Annotated in this window: 17 protein-coding genes; 8 read left to right on the forward strand and 9 right to left on the reverse strand. The window is 69.6% G+C overall.

Annotated elements, in window-relative coordinates:
- Window positions 1-21 precede the first annotated feature (21 nt).
- Window positions 22-516: a VOC family protein gene (locus DFR72_RS42870; RefSeq protein ID WP_090073205.1), complete on the forward strand. Its 495-nt coding sequence runs from the start codon at window positions 22-24 to the stop codon at window positions 514-516.
- A gap of 200 nt (window positions 517-716) precedes the next feature.
- Here the strand turns inward: DFR72_RS42870 and DFR72_RS42875 are convergent, their stop codons facing one another.
- A complete protein-coding gene (locus DFR72_RS42875) occupies window positions 717-2,369 on the reverse strand; it encodes a DUF885 domain-containing protein (protein ID WP_090073203.1) in 1,653 nt (550 codons plus the stop codon).
- 99 nt (window positions 2,370-2,468) lie between these two features.
- Here DFR72_RS42875 and DFR72_RS42880 point away from each other — a divergent pair, with 99 nt between their 5' ends.
- A complete protein-coding gene (locus tag DFR72_RS42880; RefSeq protein ID WP_425459949.1) occupies window positions 2,469-3,131 on the forward strand; it encodes a DUF3153 domain-containing protein in 663 nt (220 codons plus the stop codon).
- 102 nt (window positions 3,132-3,233) lie between these two features.
- Here DFR72_RS42880 and DFR72_RS42885 read toward each other — a convergent pair whose 3' ends face one another.
- Window positions 3,234-4,115, reverse strand: coding sequence for a methylenetetrahydrofolate reductase (locus DFR72_RS42885; protein WP_090073201.1), 882 nt, complete (start codon window positions 4,113-4,115; stop codon window positions 3,234-3,236).
- A 68-nt stretch (window positions 4,116-4,183) separates the two neighbouring features.
- Between DFR72_RS42885 and DFR72_RS42890 the strand changes: the two genes are divergently transcribed.
- From DFR72_RS42890 to DFR72_RS42900, 3 genes are all read left to right on the forward strand, one after another.
- Window positions 4,184-5,287 (forward strand): polyprenyl synthetase family protein, encoded by a 1,104-nt coding sequence (locus tag DFR72_RS42890; protein WP_090073458.1) that lies wholly within the window; start codon window positions 4,184-4,186, stop codon window positions 5,285-5,287.
- Between the two features lie 169 nt (window positions 5,288-5,456).
- The gene (mptB, locus tag DFR72_RS42895; RefSeq protein ID WP_245983949.1) at window positions 5,457-6,905 is read left to right on the forward strand and encodes a polyprenol phosphomannose-dependent alpha 1,6 mannosyltransferase MptB; all 1,449 of its coding nucleotides are present in this window, start codon (window positions 5,457-5,459) and stop codon (window positions 6,903-6,905) included.
- Window positions 6,902-7,789, forward strand: a complete 888-nt coding sequence (locus DFR72_RS42900) for a phytoene/squalene synthase family protein (protein WP_090073198.1) — start codon at window positions 6,902-6,904, stop codon at window positions 7,787-7,789. The genes mptB and DFR72_RS42900 overlap by 4 nt, the downstream gene beginning before the upstream one ends.
- A gap of 80 nt (window positions 7,790-7,869) precedes the next feature.
- On the opposite strand, the gene DFR72_RS42905 is transcribed toward DFR72_RS42900, so the two are convergent.
- On the reverse strand, window positions 7,870-8,235 hold the full coding sequence (locus DFR72_RS42905; protein ID WP_245983951.1) for an Rv2175c family DNA-binding protein: 366 nt from the start codon (window positions 8,233-8,235) through the stop codon (window positions 7,870-7,872).
- A 101-nt stretch (window positions 8,236-8,336) separates the two neighbouring features.
- Here DFR72_RS42905 and pknB point away from each other — a divergent pair, with 101 nt between their 5' ends.
- Window positions 8,337-10,349 (forward strand): Stk1 family PASTA domain-containing Ser/Thr kinase, encoded by a 2,013-nt coding sequence (pknB, locus tag DFR72_RS42910; RefSeq protein WP_425459950.1) that lies wholly within the window; start codon window positions 8,337-8,339, stop codon window positions 10,347-10,349.
- 72 nt (window positions 10,350-10,421) lie between these two features.
- Here pknB and DFR72_RS42915 read toward each other — a convergent pair whose 3' ends face one another.
- Window positions 10,422-11,810 (reverse strand): class II 3-deoxy-7-phosphoheptulonate synthase, encoded by a 1,389-nt coding sequence (locus DFR72_RS42915; RefSeq protein ID WP_090006472.1) that lies wholly within the window; start codon window positions 11,808-11,810, stop codon window positions 10,422-10,424.
- 176 nt (window positions 11,811-11,986) lie between these two features.
- On the opposite strand from DFR72_RS42915, the gene DFR72_RS42920 reads away from it, so the two are divergent.
- Window positions 11,987-12,994, forward strand: coding sequence for a DUF2891 domain-containing protein (locus DFR72_RS42920; RefSeq protein ID WP_090073194.1), 1,008 nt, complete (start codon window positions 11,987-11,989; stop codon window positions 12,992-12,994).
- An 86-nt stretch (window positions 12,995-13,080) separates the two neighbouring features.
- Here the strand turns inward: DFR72_RS42920 and DFR72_RS42925 are convergent, their stop codons facing one another.
- The 5 genes from DFR72_RS42925 to DFR72_RS42945 form a co-directional block, all read right to left on the reverse strand.
- Complete coding sequence (locus DFR72_RS42925) at window positions 13,081-13,845, reverse strand: IclR family transcriptional regulator (RefSeq protein WP_090073193.1); 765 nt, start codon at window positions 13,843-13,845, stop codon at window positions 13,081-13,083.
- A gap of 276 nt (window positions 13,846-14,121) precedes the next feature.
- Complete coding sequence (locus DFR72_RS42930; RefSeq protein ID WP_090073190.1) at window positions 14,122-14,478, reverse strand: putative quinol monooxygenase; 357 nt, start codon at window positions 14,476-14,478, stop codon at window positions 14,122-14,124.
- Window positions 14,479-14,674: 196 nt separating this feature from the next.
- Window positions 14,675-15,703: a 6-phosphofructokinase gene (locus tag DFR72_RS42935; protein WP_090073451.1), complete on the reverse strand. Its 1,029-nt coding sequence runs from the start codon at window positions 15,701-15,703 to the stop codon at window positions 14,675-14,677.
- Between the two features lie 75 nt (window positions 15,704-15,778).
- The gene (locus DFR72_RS42940; RefSeq protein WP_090073187.1) at window positions 15,779-16,291 is read right to left on the reverse strand and encodes a polyadenylate-specific 3'-exoribonuclease AS; all 513 of its coding nucleotides are present in this window, start codon (window positions 16,289-16,291) and stop codon (window positions 15,779-15,781) included.
- A gap of 21 nt (window positions 16,292-16,312) precedes the next feature.
- Window positions 16,313-17,047, reverse strand: a complete 735-nt coding sequence (locus DFR72_RS42945; RefSeq protein WP_090073185.1) for a lysophospholipid acyltransferase family protein — start codon at window positions 17,045-17,047, stop codon at window positions 16,313-16,315.
- A gap of 228 nt (window positions 17,048-17,275) precedes the next feature.
- Between DFR72_RS42945 and DFR72_RS42950 the strand changes: the two genes are divergently transcribed.
- Entirely contained in the window at window positions 17,276-17,770 is a 495-nt protein-coding gene (locus DFR72_RS42950) for a hypothetical protein (RefSeq protein WP_245983954.1), read from the forward strand.
- Window positions 17,771-18,015 lie beyond the last annotated feature (245 nt).

Raw genomic sequence — 18,015 nt, forward strand, 5'->3', positions numbered from 1 at the left:
CGAGACAGTACCCTCGTACGAGTGGAAATCACGTTCGAGGCGGCGGATCCCTCCGCGCTGGCCGCGTTCTGGTCCGAGTTCGCCGGTGACGAGATCGAGCTGACGTTCGTGTGGAGCGACGCTCCGAAGATAGAGAAGAACCGGGTGCACCTCGACCTGGCGTCGACGTCGCCCGAACACCAGGCGGACATCGTGGCGCGGGCGTTGAAGCTCGGCGCCGAGCACGCCGACGTCGGTCAGGCCGACGTGCCGTGGGTGGTGCTGCGCGATCCGCAGGGCAACGAGTTCTGCGTCCTCGAACCCCGACCCGAGTACCCCGGCGTGATCGCGGCCGTGGTCGTCGACTCGCGTGATCCGCTGGCGTCGGCCGAGGCGACCGGGCACCCGGTGGCGCGCAGCGGCGACGGCTTCGCCTCGGTGCGGCCCGAACCGGGTCCGTGGCTCGAGTTCGTGCGGACCGACGACCCGGAGCCGATCACGAACCGCGTTCGCGTCCGGTGGGCCGATCCGGCGTAACTGCCGGAAGTGCCGCTCCGTCCGGCGGCAGCCTCACCGGCACGGCTTCGACATCCCCACGCGTCGTCGGCGACCACTGATATCCGATATATCAGCGCACCGATATCAGCTTGTGCAAAAAGACGTTCGCGGACGTCCGCGAACGTCTTTTGCACAAGGGTGGGTAAGCGCTGGTCAGGGCGTTGCGCCGGGTGGTGGCGTCAGAGGGCGGCCAACCGTTCACGAAGGGTGTCGAGGCCCATCGCGCCCATCTCCAGGGCCTCCTTGTGGAAGCGCTTGAGGTCGAAGTCGGTGCCCTTGCGGGTCCGCGCGTCCTCGCGGGCGGCGAGCCACAGGCGCTCGCCGATCTTGTACGCCGGTGCCTGGCCCGGCCAGCCGAGGTAGCGGTCGATCTCGTCGCGGATGTGCGCGGGCTCCGAGAGGGTGCGGGTCATCATGAACTCGAGACCGAGTTCGGGGGTCCAGCGCTCGCCGGGGTGGAAGCCGGTGCCGGCCGGGATCTCCAGTTCCAGGTGCATGCCGATGTCGATGATCACGCGGGCCGCGCGGAACAGGTGCGCGTCGAGCATGCCGAGCAGGTCGCCGTCGTCGTCGAGGTAGCCGAGTTCGCGCATGAGGCGTTCCGCGTAGAGGGCCCAGCCCTCGCCGTGGCCCGACACCCAGCACATGAGGCGCTGGAAGTCGTTCAGCGTCTCCGACTGGTACACGGCCGTCGCGCACTGGAGGTGATGGCCCGGCACGCCCTCGTGGTAGACCGTCGAGGTCTCGCGCCACGTCGGGAACACCGACTTGCCCTCGGCGATCGACCACCACATGCGGCCCGGGCGGGAGAAGTCGGCGGTCGGCGGCGTGTAGTAGGCGCCGACGGCACCGCCGGGCGGGGCGATCCTGCACTCGAGGTTCATCAGCGCGTCCGGCAGGTCGAGGTGCACGTCGCGCAGGTCGAGCAGGGCCTTGTCGGACAGTTCCTGCATCCACGCCTGCAGGCCGTCCTGGCCGTGCACCTGGTAGCGCGGGTGCTCGTCGAGGAACGCCGCGGTCTCCGCCAGGGTGGCGCCCGGCTTGAGCCGCGCGGCCACCTCCTTCATCTCGGCCTCGATGCCGAGGAACTCCTCCCAGCCCCATGCGTAGGCCTCGGCGAGGTCGAGCCGCGAGCCGGTGAAGTAGCGCGAGCCGAGGCGGTAGCGCTCCTCGCCGACCGCGTCCTTCGTCGGCGCCTGGGGAGCCAGCGTCGTGCGGAGGAACGAGGCGAAGTCCGCGTAGGCGGCGGCAGCGGCGGTGGCGCCGGCGTCGAGAGAGGTGCGCACGGAGCCGTCGACGTCGGCGGAGGCGGCGAACGGGCCGAAGAACGTCGTGGCGAAGGTGTCGCACTGCTTGGCGACCTGGGTGACCTGACGCAGTGCGGAGACGTGGCCGCGGGAGGCGGCGTGTGAGAGAGAAGCGCGCAGGCCGTCCAGTGCGGCGGGCACGGCGGAGAGGCGGCGGCCGATGGTGGCCCACTGCTCCGGCGTGTCGGTCGGCATCTGGTCGAAGATGTCGCGCACGGACTGGATCGGGCTCGCGATGACGTTCAGCGAGGACTCGGTCTCACCGGCCTCGTACAGCTCGTGCTCCAGGCCCGTGCGTTCCAGGAAGACGGCGCGGGCCGCTTCCTCCGAGGCATCCGCGGGCTGTGCGGCGGTGATCGCGGCGAGAGCGCGGACGGCGAGTTCGTCGCGCGCCGCGTGCCCTTCCGGGGAGAGGTCCGTCAGCTGGTCGTCGGAACCCGCGAAGCCGAGACTCGTGGCCGCGATGGGGTCGAGCGCCACGTAGTCGCTGACGAATTTGTTGCTGATCTCGTGCACGGATGCCATGCGCCGAGACGCTACCTCGCGCCTCTCGACACCAAAAGGTAGTTAGTCAAGCTCACGACCTTCGGAGGGAACCTGCGTCGTTTGGGCCGTACTGGCAGGATGTCCGCCGTGCGTCGTTCCCGGGCACTGCTGCTGCCGGTCTTCTTGCTGCTCACCCTGTTCTCGCTGAGTGGTTGCGTTCGCGTGTACGCCGCCATGGCCGTGTCCGACGACGACCGCATCTCCGGCGAGATCGTCGCGGCCACGCCACCGACGCAGGACAACGACCCCGGCCCGCAGCTCAAGGTGCCGCCCGAGCTCGCGAGCCGCGTCACCACCAAGCCGTACCGGGTGGAGTCGTACGCGGGCACGCAGCTGTTCTTCAACGGCCTGTCGTTCGACGAGATGCGGACGCTGTCGACGTCCACCAGCTCGTCGAACAGCCGCTACAGCCTCAACTTCCGCCGGTCGGGTGATCTTGTCACGCTCTCGGGGTCGGTCGACCTGACCCAGGTGCCCGTCGAACGCGCGGACATCCAGATCAAGGTCAGCTTCCCCGGCAAGGTCGTGAACACCAACGGCCGCGAGGAGGAGAACAACACGATCGCGTGGTCTCCGAAACCCGGTCAGGCGTCGATGCTGCAGGCCACCGTGCAGTACGCGGGCGAGAACTCCAGCTCGTTCTTCGGCTGGGCGCTGCTGGTCGCCGGGCTCACCGGCGGTGCCGCGCTGATCGTCGTCGTCCTCGCGCTCATCGCGCACAAACGCAACGTCACGCTCTAGTGGTGTGGCTCGGAGGTTGCCGGGCGAATTCGCGGTCAGACGGATGTCTCGTGGTGCCCTGCTGAGCGTGAACCACCCCAGCCAGCCCTCCGAGCCACACCACTAGGCGCGCGTCACCAGGCCCAGGCGCCCGAGCACTTCCTTCGTCGCCTTGGACCTGTTCATCGTGTAGAAGTGCAGCGCGGGAACGCCCTCGTCGAGCAGTCGCTGACACATCTCGGTCGCGATGTCGATGCCGGCCGCGCGGAACCCGACGGCGTCGTCCAGGTACGGCTCCAGCCGGCGGGAGACGTCGAGCGGCAGGTCCGCGCCGGACAGCTCCACGATCTTGGCCAGGCCGCGCGGCGAGAGCATCGGCATGATCCCGGGCAGGATCGCCGCGGAACAGCCCGCGGCCGCCACCCTGTCGCGCATCCGCAGGAACGGCTCCGGCGCGTGGAACAGCTGGGCCACCGCGTAGTCCGCGCCCGCGTCGAGCTTGCGCAGCAGGAACTTGAGGTCGGTGTCGAGGTCGCCCGAGCGCGGGTGCCCGTACGGGAACGCCGCCACGCCCACGCAGAAGTCGCCGAGCTCGCGGACCAGTCGCACCAGCTCGTCGGCGTAGTTGAGGCCTTCCGGGTGCGCGACCCACTCGCCCATCGGGTCGCCGGGAGGGTCGCCGCGCAGCGCCAGGATGTTCCGCACGCCGATCGCCGCGTACCAGCCGATGACGTTGCGCAGCTCCGCCACCGAGTGCTCGACGGCGGTGAGGTGCGCGACGGGGAGCAGCGTCGTCTCCTGCGCGATGCGGCCGGTGGCGCGGATCGTGCGGTCGCGGCGCGACCCTCCGGCGCCGTAGGTGATCGACACGAACGCCGGGTCGAGGCCTTCCAGTTCGCGGACGGCCTTCCAGAGGACCTTCTCGTCCTCCGCGTCACGGGGAGGCAGGAACTCCACCGAGAACTTGGGTGACTCACCCCGGAGTCGCTCCACCACCGACGTCATACGACCAACCCTAGTGGGTCTTCCGGCAGGTGGGACTGCTGCTCACCATGTGGTACGCGGCCCCCGACATGCGGGTGGCCCCGGACACAGCGGAACATGGACGTGTGTCCCACCACCCCATCGACGTTGCGTTGCCCCAGCACGTCGAAGCAGCGTTGACCACGTATCTGGCCTCCCGCCGCGCGTCCGGCGAGGCGATGGACCCGAGCTTCGCGAGCGCCGTCGACGCGCTCTCCGGCTTCGTGCTGGGTGGTGGCAAGCGCATCCGCCCGACCTACGCGTGGTGGGGCTGGCGCGCGGCCGGTGGCGATCCCGACGGCGAGCTCGCGGACGAGGTGCTCACGGCGGTCAGCTCGCTGGAGCTGATCCAGGCGTGCGCGCTGATCCACGACGACCTGATGGACGCCTCGTCGGTGCGCCGGGGCAAGCCGACCGTGCACATCGCGTTCGGTGAGAAGCACCGCGAGCAGGGGTGGCTCGGCTCGGCGGAGCGGTTCGGCATGTCGGCGGCCGTGCTGATCGGCGACGTCGCGCTGGCGTGGGCGGACGACATGCTCTTCGCCGCCGGGCTGCCGTCCGAGGTGCTGCGCCGGATGAGCGAGCCGTGGCGGGACATGCGCACGGAGATGCTCGCGGGCCAGTACCTCGACGTGCTGACGCAGGCCCGGGGCGACTCGTCCCCCGACGCCGCGTTGCGCATCGACCGGCTCAAGACCGCCGCGTACACCGTCGAACGGCCGCTGCACATGGGCGCGGCGATGGCGGGCGGCTCGCCCGAGCTGATCGACGGGCTGCGCGCGTTCGGTGCCGACATCGGCGTCGCGTTCCAGCTGCGCGACGACCTGCTCGGCGTGTTCGGCGACCCCGGGGTGACCGGCAAGCCCGCGGGTGACGACCTCGCCGAGGGCAAGCGCACGCTGCTCGTCGCGCTCGGCATGCAGTTCGGCGCCGACGTGCTGGACACCGCTCTGGGCAGGCCCGACCTCGACCTCGACACCGTCGAGCAGGTCCGGCGCGCACTCGTCGAGGTCGGCGCCGTCGACGCCGTCGAGGAGCGCATCGAGGAGCTGACGAAGAGCGCGCTGGCCGCCCTCGACGACGCTCCCGTGGCCGAACCGGCCGCCACCAAGCTCGCCGACCTCGCGATCAGCTCGACGAAGCGGACCTTCTGAAGTCGATCATGCACCTCGTTCGCCGAGGGTTGATTAAGTCCTCGTGACCGTGTGGGCCGTTGCTTGCTGACGCTTACGCGCGTTGTGCAACGATGTTCGGGCGATGGCAGCAACTCCGTCCCTACCCCGCACGAGCTCCGAGGCGTCGATACAGGAGCTTCAACCAGTCGTGCGCACGAACACCTACGCCATCCCCATCCGCACGACCATGCTCGGCCTGCTGGGCGTGGCGCTGATCGCGCTCGGGGGCATGGGTGCCGGCGCGATCCTGGAGCGCGACCCGCTGCTCGCCCAGGTCGGGCTGAGCTGGCTGCGCTACGGCCACGGCCGCGACCTCGCGAGCATGGTCCTGTACCTGGGGCTCGGCCTCGTCATCTGGGCGTGGATCCGGCTCGGCCGCCTCGTGCGGTGGGGCGAGATCGGCGACTTCGCGGTGCTGGTCGCGGTCACGGTCTGGACGTTGCCGCTGCTGTTCGCGCCGCCGCTGTTCAGCAAGGACATCTACAGCTACCTGGCCCAGGGCCAGCTCGCGCTGAGCGGCTACGACCCGTACACGGTCGGGCCCGCGGTCCTGCAGAGCACTCTCAGCGAGAACGTCAGCTGGGTGTGGCAGCACACGCCGGCGCCGTACGGGCCGTTGTTCATCCTGATCGCCAAGGCGATCGTCTGGATCACGGACGCGAGCGTCATCCTCGGCGTCGTCGCCATGCGCTTCTCCCTCGCGGGCGGCCTGGTGCTGCTGTGCTGGGCGCTGCCGGGCCTGAGCAGGCACCTGGGCGGCAAGTCGGCGATCGCGCTGTGGCTGGTCGCGGCGAACCCGCTGGTGCTGATCCACCTGATCGGCGGCGCGCACAACGACCTTCTGATGATCGGGCTGATGGCGGCCGGCGTGCTGCTGGTGCTCGACCGCAGGCACGTGCTCGGCTTCGTGCTGCTCGCCCTCGCGTTCTCGGTGAAGGCCACGGCGGTCGTGGTCGTGCCGTTCCTCGTCTGGATCTGGGCGGCGCGCCTGGAGGGCGACAAGCGCGCCCAGTTCCGCAAGGCGCTGCTGCCGAGCCTCGTCGCGTTCCTCGGCACGTTCGCGGTGTGCACGGTCGTCGCCGGGGTGAACCTCGGCTGGATCCCGGCGCTGCGCAGCTCGTCGATGATCATCAACTGGTTGTCGCTGCCGAGCGCGGTCGGCGACTTCGTGCGCATGGTCGTGAACTGGTTCGTCTACGTCGACGGCGGCATCTTCATCGGCGTGGCGCGGGCGCTGGGCTCCGTCGTGCTGATCTGGATCGCGTACACGCAGTGGTGGGCGGCGCGCGACGGCGAGGTGCGCGACGCCATCCGGCGCGGCGCGCTGACGATGCTGGCCGTGGCGCTGCTGTCGCCCGCGACGCTGCCCTGGTACTTCACCTGGCCGCTGGCGCTGGCCGCCGGGTTCGCGTGGAGCACGGGCGCGCTGGTCACGGTGACGATCGCGTCGCTGTTCCTGCTGCTGGTGACGTTCCCGAACGGCGACACGGCGCTCTACTCGTGGGGCTACCTGTTCTTCGCGCTGGCGGTGTCGGGCCTCGCGGCGCGGTCGCTGGTGAAGCCGGACCCGTTCGGCCTGTCCACGCGCTACGAATGAGCCCCGGGACCGTGGACCTGGGCTCCGCCTATGCCGCCTGCCGCCGGGTCAACGCCCGGTACGGCCGGACGTTCTTCCTGGCGACGACGCTGCTGCGGCCTGACCAGCGGCCCGCGGTGCACGCCTTGTACGCGTTCGCGCGCTGGGCCGACGAGATCGTCGACGCCGCCGGCGTGAACGACCGCGCGGGCGAGCTCGACGAGGTGGAACGACTCCTCGACGAGGAGCCGTCGAACCCGGTCCTGCTCGCACTGGCCGACACGGTGCGCCGCTACGACATCGACAGATCGCTGTTCACCGACTTCCTCGCGTCGATGCGGATGGACCTCGACGTGACCGAGTACGCGGACCTCGACGCGCTCGGTGTCTACATGCACGGCTCCGCGGAGGTCATCGGGCTGCAGATGCTGCCGGTGCTCGGCACCGTCGTGCCCCGCGAGGAGGCCGCACCGCACGCGGCACGGCTCGGGACGGCGTTCCAGCTCACGAACTTCCTGCGCGACGTCGGCGAGGACCTCGACCGAGGACGGGTGTACCTGCCGCAGGACGTGCTCGCCGCACACGGCGTCGACCGAGATCTGTTGCAATGGGTTCGTCGTCATCGGCGCGCAAACGACCGGGTGCAAAGGGCGCTCGACGACCTCGTCGCGCACTCGTATGCGACATATCAGTCGGCGGAGCCGGGCGTCGACATGCTGTCCGCGGTGTCGCGCCCCTGTGTGCGCACTGCATACACGCTGTATCGCGACATCCTCGGCCTCATCGGCTGCGAGGTGCTGTGGCGGCGCGTGGCCGTTCCGAACTCACGACGGCTGGCCGTGGCGGTGCCCGCCGCCGGCCGAGCCCTTCTCGCCCGTGCGAGGACCCGCGGGGTGTCGGGGTGAGCCCCGGCTCCTTAGCCGCGCACAGGGGTTCCAGACGCCTCTCACCTTCGGAGACGCCTGGAACCGCCGTGGTCGGTGAACTAGAAGCCCATGGCTTGCGCGCGGCGCTTTACCTCACGCCCACGGTCTCCGCGCAATGCTTCGATCGGAGTGCCGGGGAGGCTTTCGTCCTCCGTGAAGAGCCAGCGCAGGATCTCGTCCGTGGAGAAGTTCTGGTCGCGCAGCACCGTGATGGTGCCGGTCAGACCCTTCACCACCCCTCCGGCAGCGATGAACGCCTCGGGGACGACGAGAACGCCGGCCCGCCGCTCGGCGAGCAGTTGCCCGTCGCGCAACATTTGGTGGACCCGGGTGACCGGAAGTCCCATTCGGTCGGCCACCTCGGGGAGAGGAAGAACCTCCAGGTCGGCAGCCAATACATCCGCAGCGGCAGGAATCGCACTCACGGGGGTCACGATGCCATAACCGAACTGGGAACGCCCTTCCGCCAACCGGGTCATCCTGAGCTTTACCATCTCGCACTGTGGAGAGGTCGGTTTCGAACGTGATGGGTGGACTGCTGGAGCAGCGCTACCGGGTGGACTCCGTGCTTGCGCGCGGTGGCATGTCCACCGTCTATCGAGGTCGCGACACCCGCCTCGATCGCGATGTGGCCATCAAGGTGATGGATCCGCACCTGACGGCGGACCCGGCGTTCGTCGCGCGCTTCGAGCGCGAGGCACGCGCGGCGGCCCAGTTGCACCACCCGGCAGTGGTGTCCGTGCACGACCAGGGCGTCGACGGTGACCAGGTGTACCTGGTGATGGAGCTGGTCGACGGCGGCAACCTCCGTGACCTGCTCAACCAGCGCGGCAAGCTCGTTCCCGCCGTGGCGTTGAGCATCCTCGGGCCGGTGCTGTCGGCGTTGGGCGCCGCACACCGCGCCGGGCTCGTGCACCGGGACGTGAAGCCGGAGAACGTGCTGATCGGACCTGGTGGCCAGGTGAAGGTGGCCGACTTCGGACTGGCCCGTGCGATCGCCGAGAACGGCGTCACGAGCGACAGCGAGATACTGGGCACCGTCGCCTATCTTTCACCTGAACAGGTGGAATCTGGTTCGGCGAACGCGCGCAGTGACGTCTACTCGGCCGGGATCGTGCTCTACGAGATGCTGGCCGGTCAGGCGCCCTACCGCGGCGAGACGCCCATCTCGGTGGCCTACCAGCACGTGAACTCGGACGTCCCGTCGGTTCCGGAGATCCCGCTGGCGCTCGACACGCTGGTGCGCAAGGCGACGCGGCGCGACCCGGTGCTGCGGCCCCCGAACGCCGACGCGTTCCTGGCCGAACTGGAGCGCGTGGGCTCGGAGCTGGGCCTCACACCGCAGCCGGTGCCCGTGCCCGGTTCGGCGCCCGAGAACGACAGGACCGTCATCATGCGGCCGGTCCCCGTCGCGGTCGGCGCCACTCCCCCCTCGGCCGCCGAGCTGACCAGGCCGGTGGTGCCGAAGCCGCCCCTGAACTCGGCGGCGATGACGACAGTCAGCACCGGGCCTCCTCCGACGCCGCCTCCCGGCATTCCCCTCGGCAACTCGGCTACGCGCACGATGCAGCGGCCGGAGCCGCCGCGCCGCCGTCCCCCGCAGAAGCGCAAGCCGAAGGTCGACCCGGTCGAGGCGGAGCGCAAGCGGCGCAAGAAGCTCTTCACGATCTGGGGTTCCGTGGCCGCCGTCGTGGTGGTCCTCGTCGGGCTGTTCTTCTGGTACGTCAGCGCGAACCGCTACACGGAGATGCCGTCGGTGGCCGGGCAGTCCGAGCAGAACGCGATGCTGCTGCTCTCGAAGGCCGACCTCACCGGGCTGGTCGAGAAGGTGCCGTCCAACGACGTCCCCAACGGCACGGTCATCAGCTCCGACCCCGGACCTGGAGCCGAGCTGCGCAAGAACGAGCAGGTGAAGCTCGTCGTGTCGCGCGGCAGGCCCGTGGTGCCGTTCATCACCGCCGGTGCCGAGCAGGAGGCCGCGACCAAGGAGATCCAGGCCGCGGGGTTGAAGACGGCCAAGGACCCCGCGAAGGACGCGTTCCACGACACCGTGCCGATCGGCAAGGTCGTGGGCGTCGACCCGCGTCCCGGAACGGCGCTCAACCTCGACGCGCCCGTGACCCTCATCCTGAGCAAGGGCCCGCCGCCACGCTTGCCCGTGCCGAACGTGACGGGCAAGACGAAGGACGAGGCGACCGCTGAGCTGCAGCGCGCCGGTCTGGAGGCGGTCGACGCGGGTGGCGAGGACGCGCCGGAGAACAACGGGTCACGTGTGGTGCGGACGGATCCGCCCGCGGGCACGGTGCTGGACCCGACGCAGAACAAGCGCGTCACGCTCTTCTACCAGAACAACCAGGAGATCGAGGTCCCCGACGTCACCCGGCAGAAGGTGCGGGAGGCCAAGGAGGAGCTCGAACGAGCCGGCCTGAAGGTGAAGGTCGAGTTCAACAAGAGCAACAACGCGACCGTGGTGAACCAGTCGATCCCGCCGCGCACGCGGGTGAAGCGAGGAACCGAGATCACGATCGTCGGCCTCTGACACGGGCAAAGCGAAGGGCCCCGCGTTCTCGACGCGGGGCCCTTCGTTCTTCAGCTCGTCTTCAGGAAACCGTCAGGACCGCAGCATCTCGGCGACGAGGAACGCGAGCTCGAGCGACTGCTGCGTGTTCAGGCGCGGGTCGCACGCCGTCTCGTAGCGGCCGGCGAGGTCGTCGTCGGAGATCTCCTGGGCGCCACCGAGGCACTCGGTGACATCCTCACCCGTGAGCTCGATGTGGATGCCGCCGGGGTGCGTGCCGAGGCGGCGGTGCACCTCGAAGAAGCCCTGGACCTCGTCGACGATGCGGTCGAAGTGCCGGGTCTTGTAGCCGGTCGACGACTCGTGCGTGTTGCCGTGCATCGGGTCGCACTGCCAGATGACCTTGTGGCCGCTGGCCTCGACCTTCTCGATGATGGCGGGGAGCACGTCGCGCACCTTCTGGTTGCCCATGCGCGAGATGAGCGTCAGGCGGCCCGGCTTGTTGTGCGGGTCGAGGCGCTCGACGTACTCGACGGCCATCTCCGGCGTCGTCGTCGGGCCGATCTTGAGACCGATCGGGTTCGCCAGCATCTCGGCGAACGCGATGTGCGCGCCGTCGAGCTGACGGGTGCGCTCACCGATCCACACGAAGTGCGACGACAGGTCGTACAGCTTGGGCTCGTCGCCCGTCGTGTCGAGGCGGAGCAGCGCGCGCTCGTAGTCGAGGAGCAGCGCCTCGTGCGAGGCGAAGATCTCCGTGCCGTGCAGCGACTGGTCGTTCACGCCGCACGCCGACATGAACTTCAGGCCGCGGTCGATCTCGCCGGCCAGGGCCTCGTAGCGCTCGCCCGCGGGCGAGGTGCGCACGAAGTCGCGGTTCCAGTCGTGCACGCGGTGCAGGTCGGCGAGACCCGCGCCGGTGAGCGCCCGCAGCAGGTTCATGGCCGCGCCGGCGTTCGCGTACGCGCGGATCATGCGGCCGGGGTCGGCGACACGAGCCTCGGGCGTCGCGACCAGGGAGTTGATGATGTCGCCGCGGTAGGACGGCAGACCGAGCGCGTCGATGCCCGACGAACGCGGCTTGGCGTACTGGCCGGCGATGCGGCCGACCTTCACCACCGGAAGGCTCGCGCCGTAGGTCAGCACGACAGCCATCTGCAGCAGGGTCCGGATGTTCGCGCGGATGTGCGGCTCGGTGTTGTCAGCGAACGTCTCCGCGCAGTCACCGCCCTGCAGGAGAAATGCCTCACCGTTCGCGACCTGCGCCAGTTGCGTGTGCAGCCGGTCGATCTCGGCGGGCACGGTGATCGGCGGCACGCTCTCGAGCACGGTCCGCACGCGACGCACCTGTTCGGCGTCGGGCCATTCGGGCTGCTGGGCAGCCGGGCGCGACAGTGCGTCGTCCAGGCGCTTGCGCATCTCGGGAGGCAGCGGCGGAAGCTCGGGAAGCGTGTCGATGGGCACGTCCACGGTCCAGTTCACGCTGCTCATCCTAGTTGTCCCACACTGAGAGACCGGGCCGGGCCTGTCAGCGCTCGCAGGGGTGCCGGCCTGGGCGTCATCCGGTGCGGCGGCCGTCACGTCCGGCGGGGTGAAGTCTGTTACTTGTCAACTACCGCCCTCTGCCCAGTTGAGACGTCGCATTGCATGATGTGGCCATGAACGCCACCCGTTTGGATGACAGCACCGCGACCCGGCTGCTGGGCATCGCGGTCGACAACATCCAGCGCGACCACCCGGTCCACTGGACGCACGTCATCGACGGCGACGACCGGCTCGTGCCGCAGCGGGTGCTGCACCCCGTGTTCGCCGGGTCGTTCGACTGGCACTCGTGCGTGCACCAGACGTGGCTCGCCGTGCGCCTGCTGCGGCTGCGTCCCTCTCTCGCAGGAGCGGACACGGCCCGCAACGCCCTCGACAAGCTGATCACCCCGGACAACTGCGCCACCGAGGCCGCGTTCTTCGCCTCCCCGGCCGGGCGGCACTGGGAGCGGCCGTACGGCTGGGCGTGGCTGCTGCTGCTCGACGCCGAACTGCGCACCTCCGGACTGCCGTGGTCGGTGGCACCGATCGCGGAGGTGCTGCGCGACCGGTGGCTGGAGTGGGTCTCGGCGGCACGGCTGCCGATCCGCACCGGCACCCACAGCAACACCGCGTTCGCGACCGGCCTCGTGTTCGACGCAGCCCAGGCGACCGGCGACACCGAACTGGCCTCCGCGTGCGCCGCCGCGGCACTGCGGTGGCACCGCGACGAAGCCGGGTACGGCGGTTTCGAACCGGACGCCGCCGACTTCCTCTCCCCCGCGCTGACGACGGCCGACCTGATGCGGCGCGCCCTGGACACAGCGGAGTTCGCCGGATGGCTCGACGCCTACCTGCCGGAGCTGGAGTCGGAGCGGTGGCGCGTGCTGCGCGAGCCCTTCCCTGTCGACGACCCCAGCGACCCCTACGGCTCGCACCTCGCCGGGCTCGCGTTGTCGCGCGCGTGGAACTGGGAGGCGATCGCGGAGGCACTGCCGGATGGGCACCGGTACACCTCGCTGGCCCGCGCGGCGTCGTCGGCGCATCGCGAAGCCGGGTGGACGTACGTGTTCGGCGGGCACGGCTACATGGCCGACCACTGGCTCGGGACGTTCGGCGCCTACCTTGATGCCAAAGCTTTCTGACCTGCGCATACACCCCTTGCGCAAAGAACGTTTGCGGACGTCCGCAAACGTCTTATGCGCAAGGTCGGGCAGCGATGTGTCGGATGTCAGGTGCCGGACGACAGCGTGGCGCGCCGGATCAGGGTCAGCGCGATGCCCGTCGCCGCCGCGTGCACCGAGGCCGCGTGCGCACGGGGGTCGAACCGGGTGGTCGGCCCGGCGACGCTGACCGCGGCCACCACGGCACCGTCGTGGCCGAGCACCGGCGACGCGACGCAGGCGAGGCCGACCCTGGACTCCTCGAACTCGTAGGCCACGCCCGTCTGCCGGATCGTGGCCAGCTGACGGCGGAGCATGCCGGGCGTGACGACCGTGCGCAGGGTCAGGCGGGCCAGCGGGGCGGACAGGACCCCGGTGCGCAGGGACGGCGGGGAGTGGGCGAGCAGGGCCTTGCCGATCGCGGTGGAGTGCAGGGGCATCCGACCGCCGAGGCGCGACGGTGAGGACGCCTGGCGGTGGCCGCCGATCTTGGCGGCGTGGACGACCTCGTTGCCTTCCAGGAGTCCCAGGTGGACGGTCTCGTGGGTGCGTTCGTAGAGGTCTTCCAGGTACGGCGTGGACACCTCGACCAGGCGGCGTTCGACCGACGCGCGGATGCCCAGCTGGAACAGGTGGCCGCCCAGGCGGTAGCCGCGTGCGCCGCGGTCGAGCAGGCGGACCTCGGCCAGGTCGCCGAGGAGGCGGTGCAGGGTCGCCTTCGGGAGGCCGGTGCGCCGGCCCAGTTCCGCGAAGCCGAGCTCGTCGTCGTCGGCTCCGAACGCGGTCAGCACCGACATCACCTTGCCCAGCAGGGTGTTCGGCACCTCGGTCATCACTCGATCGTGCCACCGAGTTCCCGTCAGCGGAACTCCGCAGTCACCGGATCGCCGCGGGCACCGCCACGATGGGCGGCATGAGTGAAGTCCGAACCGCAGCGGAGCGCCTGGCGAAAGCGGCGCGCGAGAAGGTCACCTGTGCGCCCGTCCGGGATCTCGTCGGTGACGCCGAGGCGTACGCGGTCCAGCAGCACAACATCGCGGCGCGCATCGCGGCCGGCGCCGGCCGGGGAAGAGCAGCGCGACGACGGCGAAGATCAGCAGGCCCACGGTTCACCTCACCGCCGGCAGGTCGCTGGACATGCGCAGGAACTGCTGGACCAGCGGTCCCCGCACCAACGGCCCGATCGCGCGGACGAACTCCTGGACGTACGGCTCGGCGAGGTGCTTCTCGAGGTCCTGCTTCGACCGGAACATCTCGTAGATGACGAACTGCGACCGGTCGGCGCGGTCGCGGTGGACGTGGAACTCGATCGAGCCCTCTTCGGCGCGCAACGGCTCCACGAGGCCGAGGATCAGCGCCTCGACCTGGTCCTCGCAACCGGCTTTGGCCGTCGCGAACCCGAGGTGCGTGTAGGGCCCTGTCTCGTCGGCGTCCGGCTCTGGCAGGACGACTCTCGCGTGGCTCATCAGGTCTCCCTCAACTGCTCAACGGATGGTGGATTCACCATCGCAGTCAGCGAGAGCCGGGTCACAGCGCGAGTCCCAGCGAGCGGGACTTTCCGCTCCAATGCAAAAGACGTTTGCGGTCGTCCGCAAACGTCTTTTGCACAGGCGGTGTGTCGGATAGCCGATATCGCCGGATCAGGCCAGGTCAGAGGCCAGATCAGGCGCCGAAGAAGACCTCGGCCTCTTCGTAGCGCTCGGTCGGAACCGTCTTGAGCTCGGCCGTCGCCTCCGACAGCTTCACGCGGACGATGTCCGTGCCGCGCAGCGCGACCATGGTGCCGAAGTCACCGGCGGCGACGGCGTCGACGGCGTGCAGGCCGAAGCGGGTCGCGAGGACGCGGTCGTAGGCGGTCGGCGTGCCACCGCGCTGGATGTGGCCGAGGACGGCCGCGCGGGACTCCTTGCCGGTGCGGTCCGCGATCTCCTCCGCGAGCCACTGGCCGACGCCACCGAGGCGGACGTGACCGAAGGCGTCGCGCTCACCGGAGTGCAGCACCTCGGCGCCGCCCTCGGGGATCGCACCCTCGGCGACGACGATGATCGGGGCGAACTCGCTCTCGAAGCGGCGCTCGACGTGCTCGACGACCTTGTCGACGCTGAACGGGCGCTCCGGGACGAGGATGACGTTCGCGCCACCGGCGAGACCGGAGTGCAGCGCGATCCAGCCCGCGTGCCGGCCCATGACCTCGACGACGAGCGCACGGTGGTGCGACTCGGCCGTGGTGCGCAGGCGGTCGATGGCCTCGGTCGCGATGTGGACGGCCGTGTCGAAGCCGAACGTGTAGTCCGTGGCGCCGAGGTCGTTGTCGATCGTCTTCGGCACGCCGACGACGCCGATGCCGTCATCGGTGAGGCGCTTGGCGACACCGAGGGTGTCCTCGCCGCCGATCGCGATGATGGCGTCGACCTGGTTCTCCGCGATGGTCTCGCGGATGGCGTCGACACCGCCCTCGACCTTGTAGGGGTTCGTGCGCGACGAGCCCAGGATCGTGCCACCGCGGGTGAGGATCTCCTCGACGTCCGCGAGGTCGATCGACTTGGTGAGGTTCTCGATCGGGCCCTGCCACCCGTTGCGGAACCCGACGATCTCCCAGCCGTGTGCCTTGATGCCCTTGCGGACCACGGCCCGGATCACGGCGTTCAGACCGGGGCAGTCACCACCGCCAGTGAGCACACCGATGCGCATCTGCTTCCCCATCTCTCGTGTTCTGTGTCACGCAGACTGTCACGAGCTGTATCGGTGCAGCAACGCGGGTCTCACTTACCGGACGGGAAACCCGATTTTGAGCCGCTGTTCCTCGATCACCTTCCAGCGCGCGAGGTTGTGCCGCGCGTCGGCGAGAGCGTCGTGCGCGTCCACCGGAGGGGCCGGCAGCTTGGGGCGGCCGACGTCGTCCCAGCGTTGCCGCAGGTCACGGGTGAACCGGGGCAGCGAGCGCGGCAACGCCGGCATCGCACCCCACAGCTGCGCCAGCGCCACGTGGTCGTAGGCGGCGAACCAGGCCCACAGTTCGATCTCGTCACGCGCCGCGTTGCGGGCGCCGAGGAAGTCGAGCAGATCCTCGCGGATGCGCTCGCGGCTGCGCCACGCCTTGTCCGCGGGCGAGGGCAGCTGGTTGAGGACGTTCTGCCGCACCCACGGCCCCGCGCGATCGGGGTCGAACTCGGTGGACACGGCGTAGAACTCGCGGCCTTCCTCGTCGACCACACCGATCGACACGAGGTCGATCGTCAGCCCGTCCTCGATGAACTCACAGTCGTAGAAAAACCGCACCGCGACACCCTAGGGGTGCGGTCAGCTCGCCTTCTTCTCGGGCACCCGGTCGCCCTTCCCGCCCTGTTCCGACGCGGCGGCGGGCAGCTCCTTGGCCTTCGACGCGTAGACGTCGACGTACTCCTGACCGGAGAGCTCCATCAACGCGTACATGATCTCGTCGGTGATCGACCGCAGCACGAACCTGTCGCCGGACAGGCCCTCGTAGCGGGAGAAGTCGAGCGGCTTGCCGATCTTGATGCGGATCGGGTGCGGCTTCCACATCCTGGAGCCGATGGGGTTCGCCTTGTCCGTGCCGAACATCGCCACGGGGATGACCGGCGCACCGGACTCCAGCGCGATCCACGCGACGCCGACCTTGCCCTTGTAGAGACGGGCGTCGGGCGAACGCGTGCCCTCGGGGTAGATGCCGAGCAGCTTGCCCTCGCGCACGATCCGGACACCGGTGTCGAGCGCCCCCTGCGCGGCGGACGCGCTGGACCGGTCGATCGGCACCTGGCCGACGCCGGTGAAGAACCACTTCTGCAGCCTGCCCTTGAGTCCCGTGCCGGTGAAGTACTCGATCTTCGCCGGGAAAGTGACGCGCCGCGACAGCATCAGCGGCAGGAAGAACGAGTCGGAGACGGCGAGGTGGTTGCTCGCCAGAATGGCTCCGCCGTCCTTCGGGATGTTCTCGGCGCCCTCGATGATCTTCGGCTGGAAGAACAGCCGCAGAACCGGTCCCAGGAGGACGTGCTTCATCAACCAGTACAGCACCTTGGGAAGCGCCTCCCTTAAGACCCCGCGGACCTTGATCCCGACAATCAGCCTACGGAGCCGACCGCACCTCACACAACGAGTCCCGGGTTAGTGCGTCACGGCCGTGCCGGATACACGCGACCGGGACGCACCGGGAACGTTCCCGAGAACGTGACTGAGCCGACTGCCGTAACCCGCAACACATCGCGGCCGTGCAACGATGTGGGGTCAGAGGGTTGCGGCTTTGTGGAGAGGCTCTGGATGAACGCCCGGCGCGACTCGACCGACGGACCGGAGAACGTCGACGAGCTCTTTGCCGAGATCGTCGCGGGTCTCGAACGGGACGGGGTCGGCAAGGACTGGCTCGACCTCGACGAGGTGAGCCCGGAGAAGAACACGGAGACCGGGCACGACGAGCCCGGGCCACGCACGGTCGTGGCGGAGGATCCGGCACCGGACCCCGCCGACGAGCCCGAACGCCGTGATCCGGCCGACGAGGACCACTACGTCCCGCCGGAGCCTCCACCGTTCCCGGTGCTGCGCGCCTCGACCCTCGCGGCCCTCGGACTGTTCGTGCTGGGCATCCTGCTGCTGGTCGCGCCCGGCATCTTCGGGCTGCAGTCGCGGATCGGCACGCCGCTGTCGCTGGTGGCGCTGTGCGCGGGCGTCGGCTGGCTGATCCTGCGCATGCGCAACTCCCCTCCGCCGGACTCGGGATGGGACGACGGCGCGCAGGTGTGACACGTCACGACTTCGTCGGTAACGACGTGATAACGGCCACTCAAACCTTCAGATAACGATTCGGTCATGCCTACCGTGTGCGCCATGGACCAGATGCAGCACCTGATGATGGCCCGTGCCATGGCGACCCTGAGCAAGAAGGACGCGGCCAAGCGCCGTCGTCCGCGCATCCTGCGCCTGCTCGGCCGCTAGTCCCTCAGACCGAGTGTTCGCGGCGAGCGAACAACCCCGACGAGCTCGCCGCG

It is taken from the genome of Lentzea flaviverrucosa (assembly GCF_003350445.1).
Taxonomy (GTDB): domain Bacteria; phylum Actinomycetota; class Actinomycetes; order Mycobacteriales; family Pseudonocardiaceae; genus Lentzea; species Lentzea californiensis.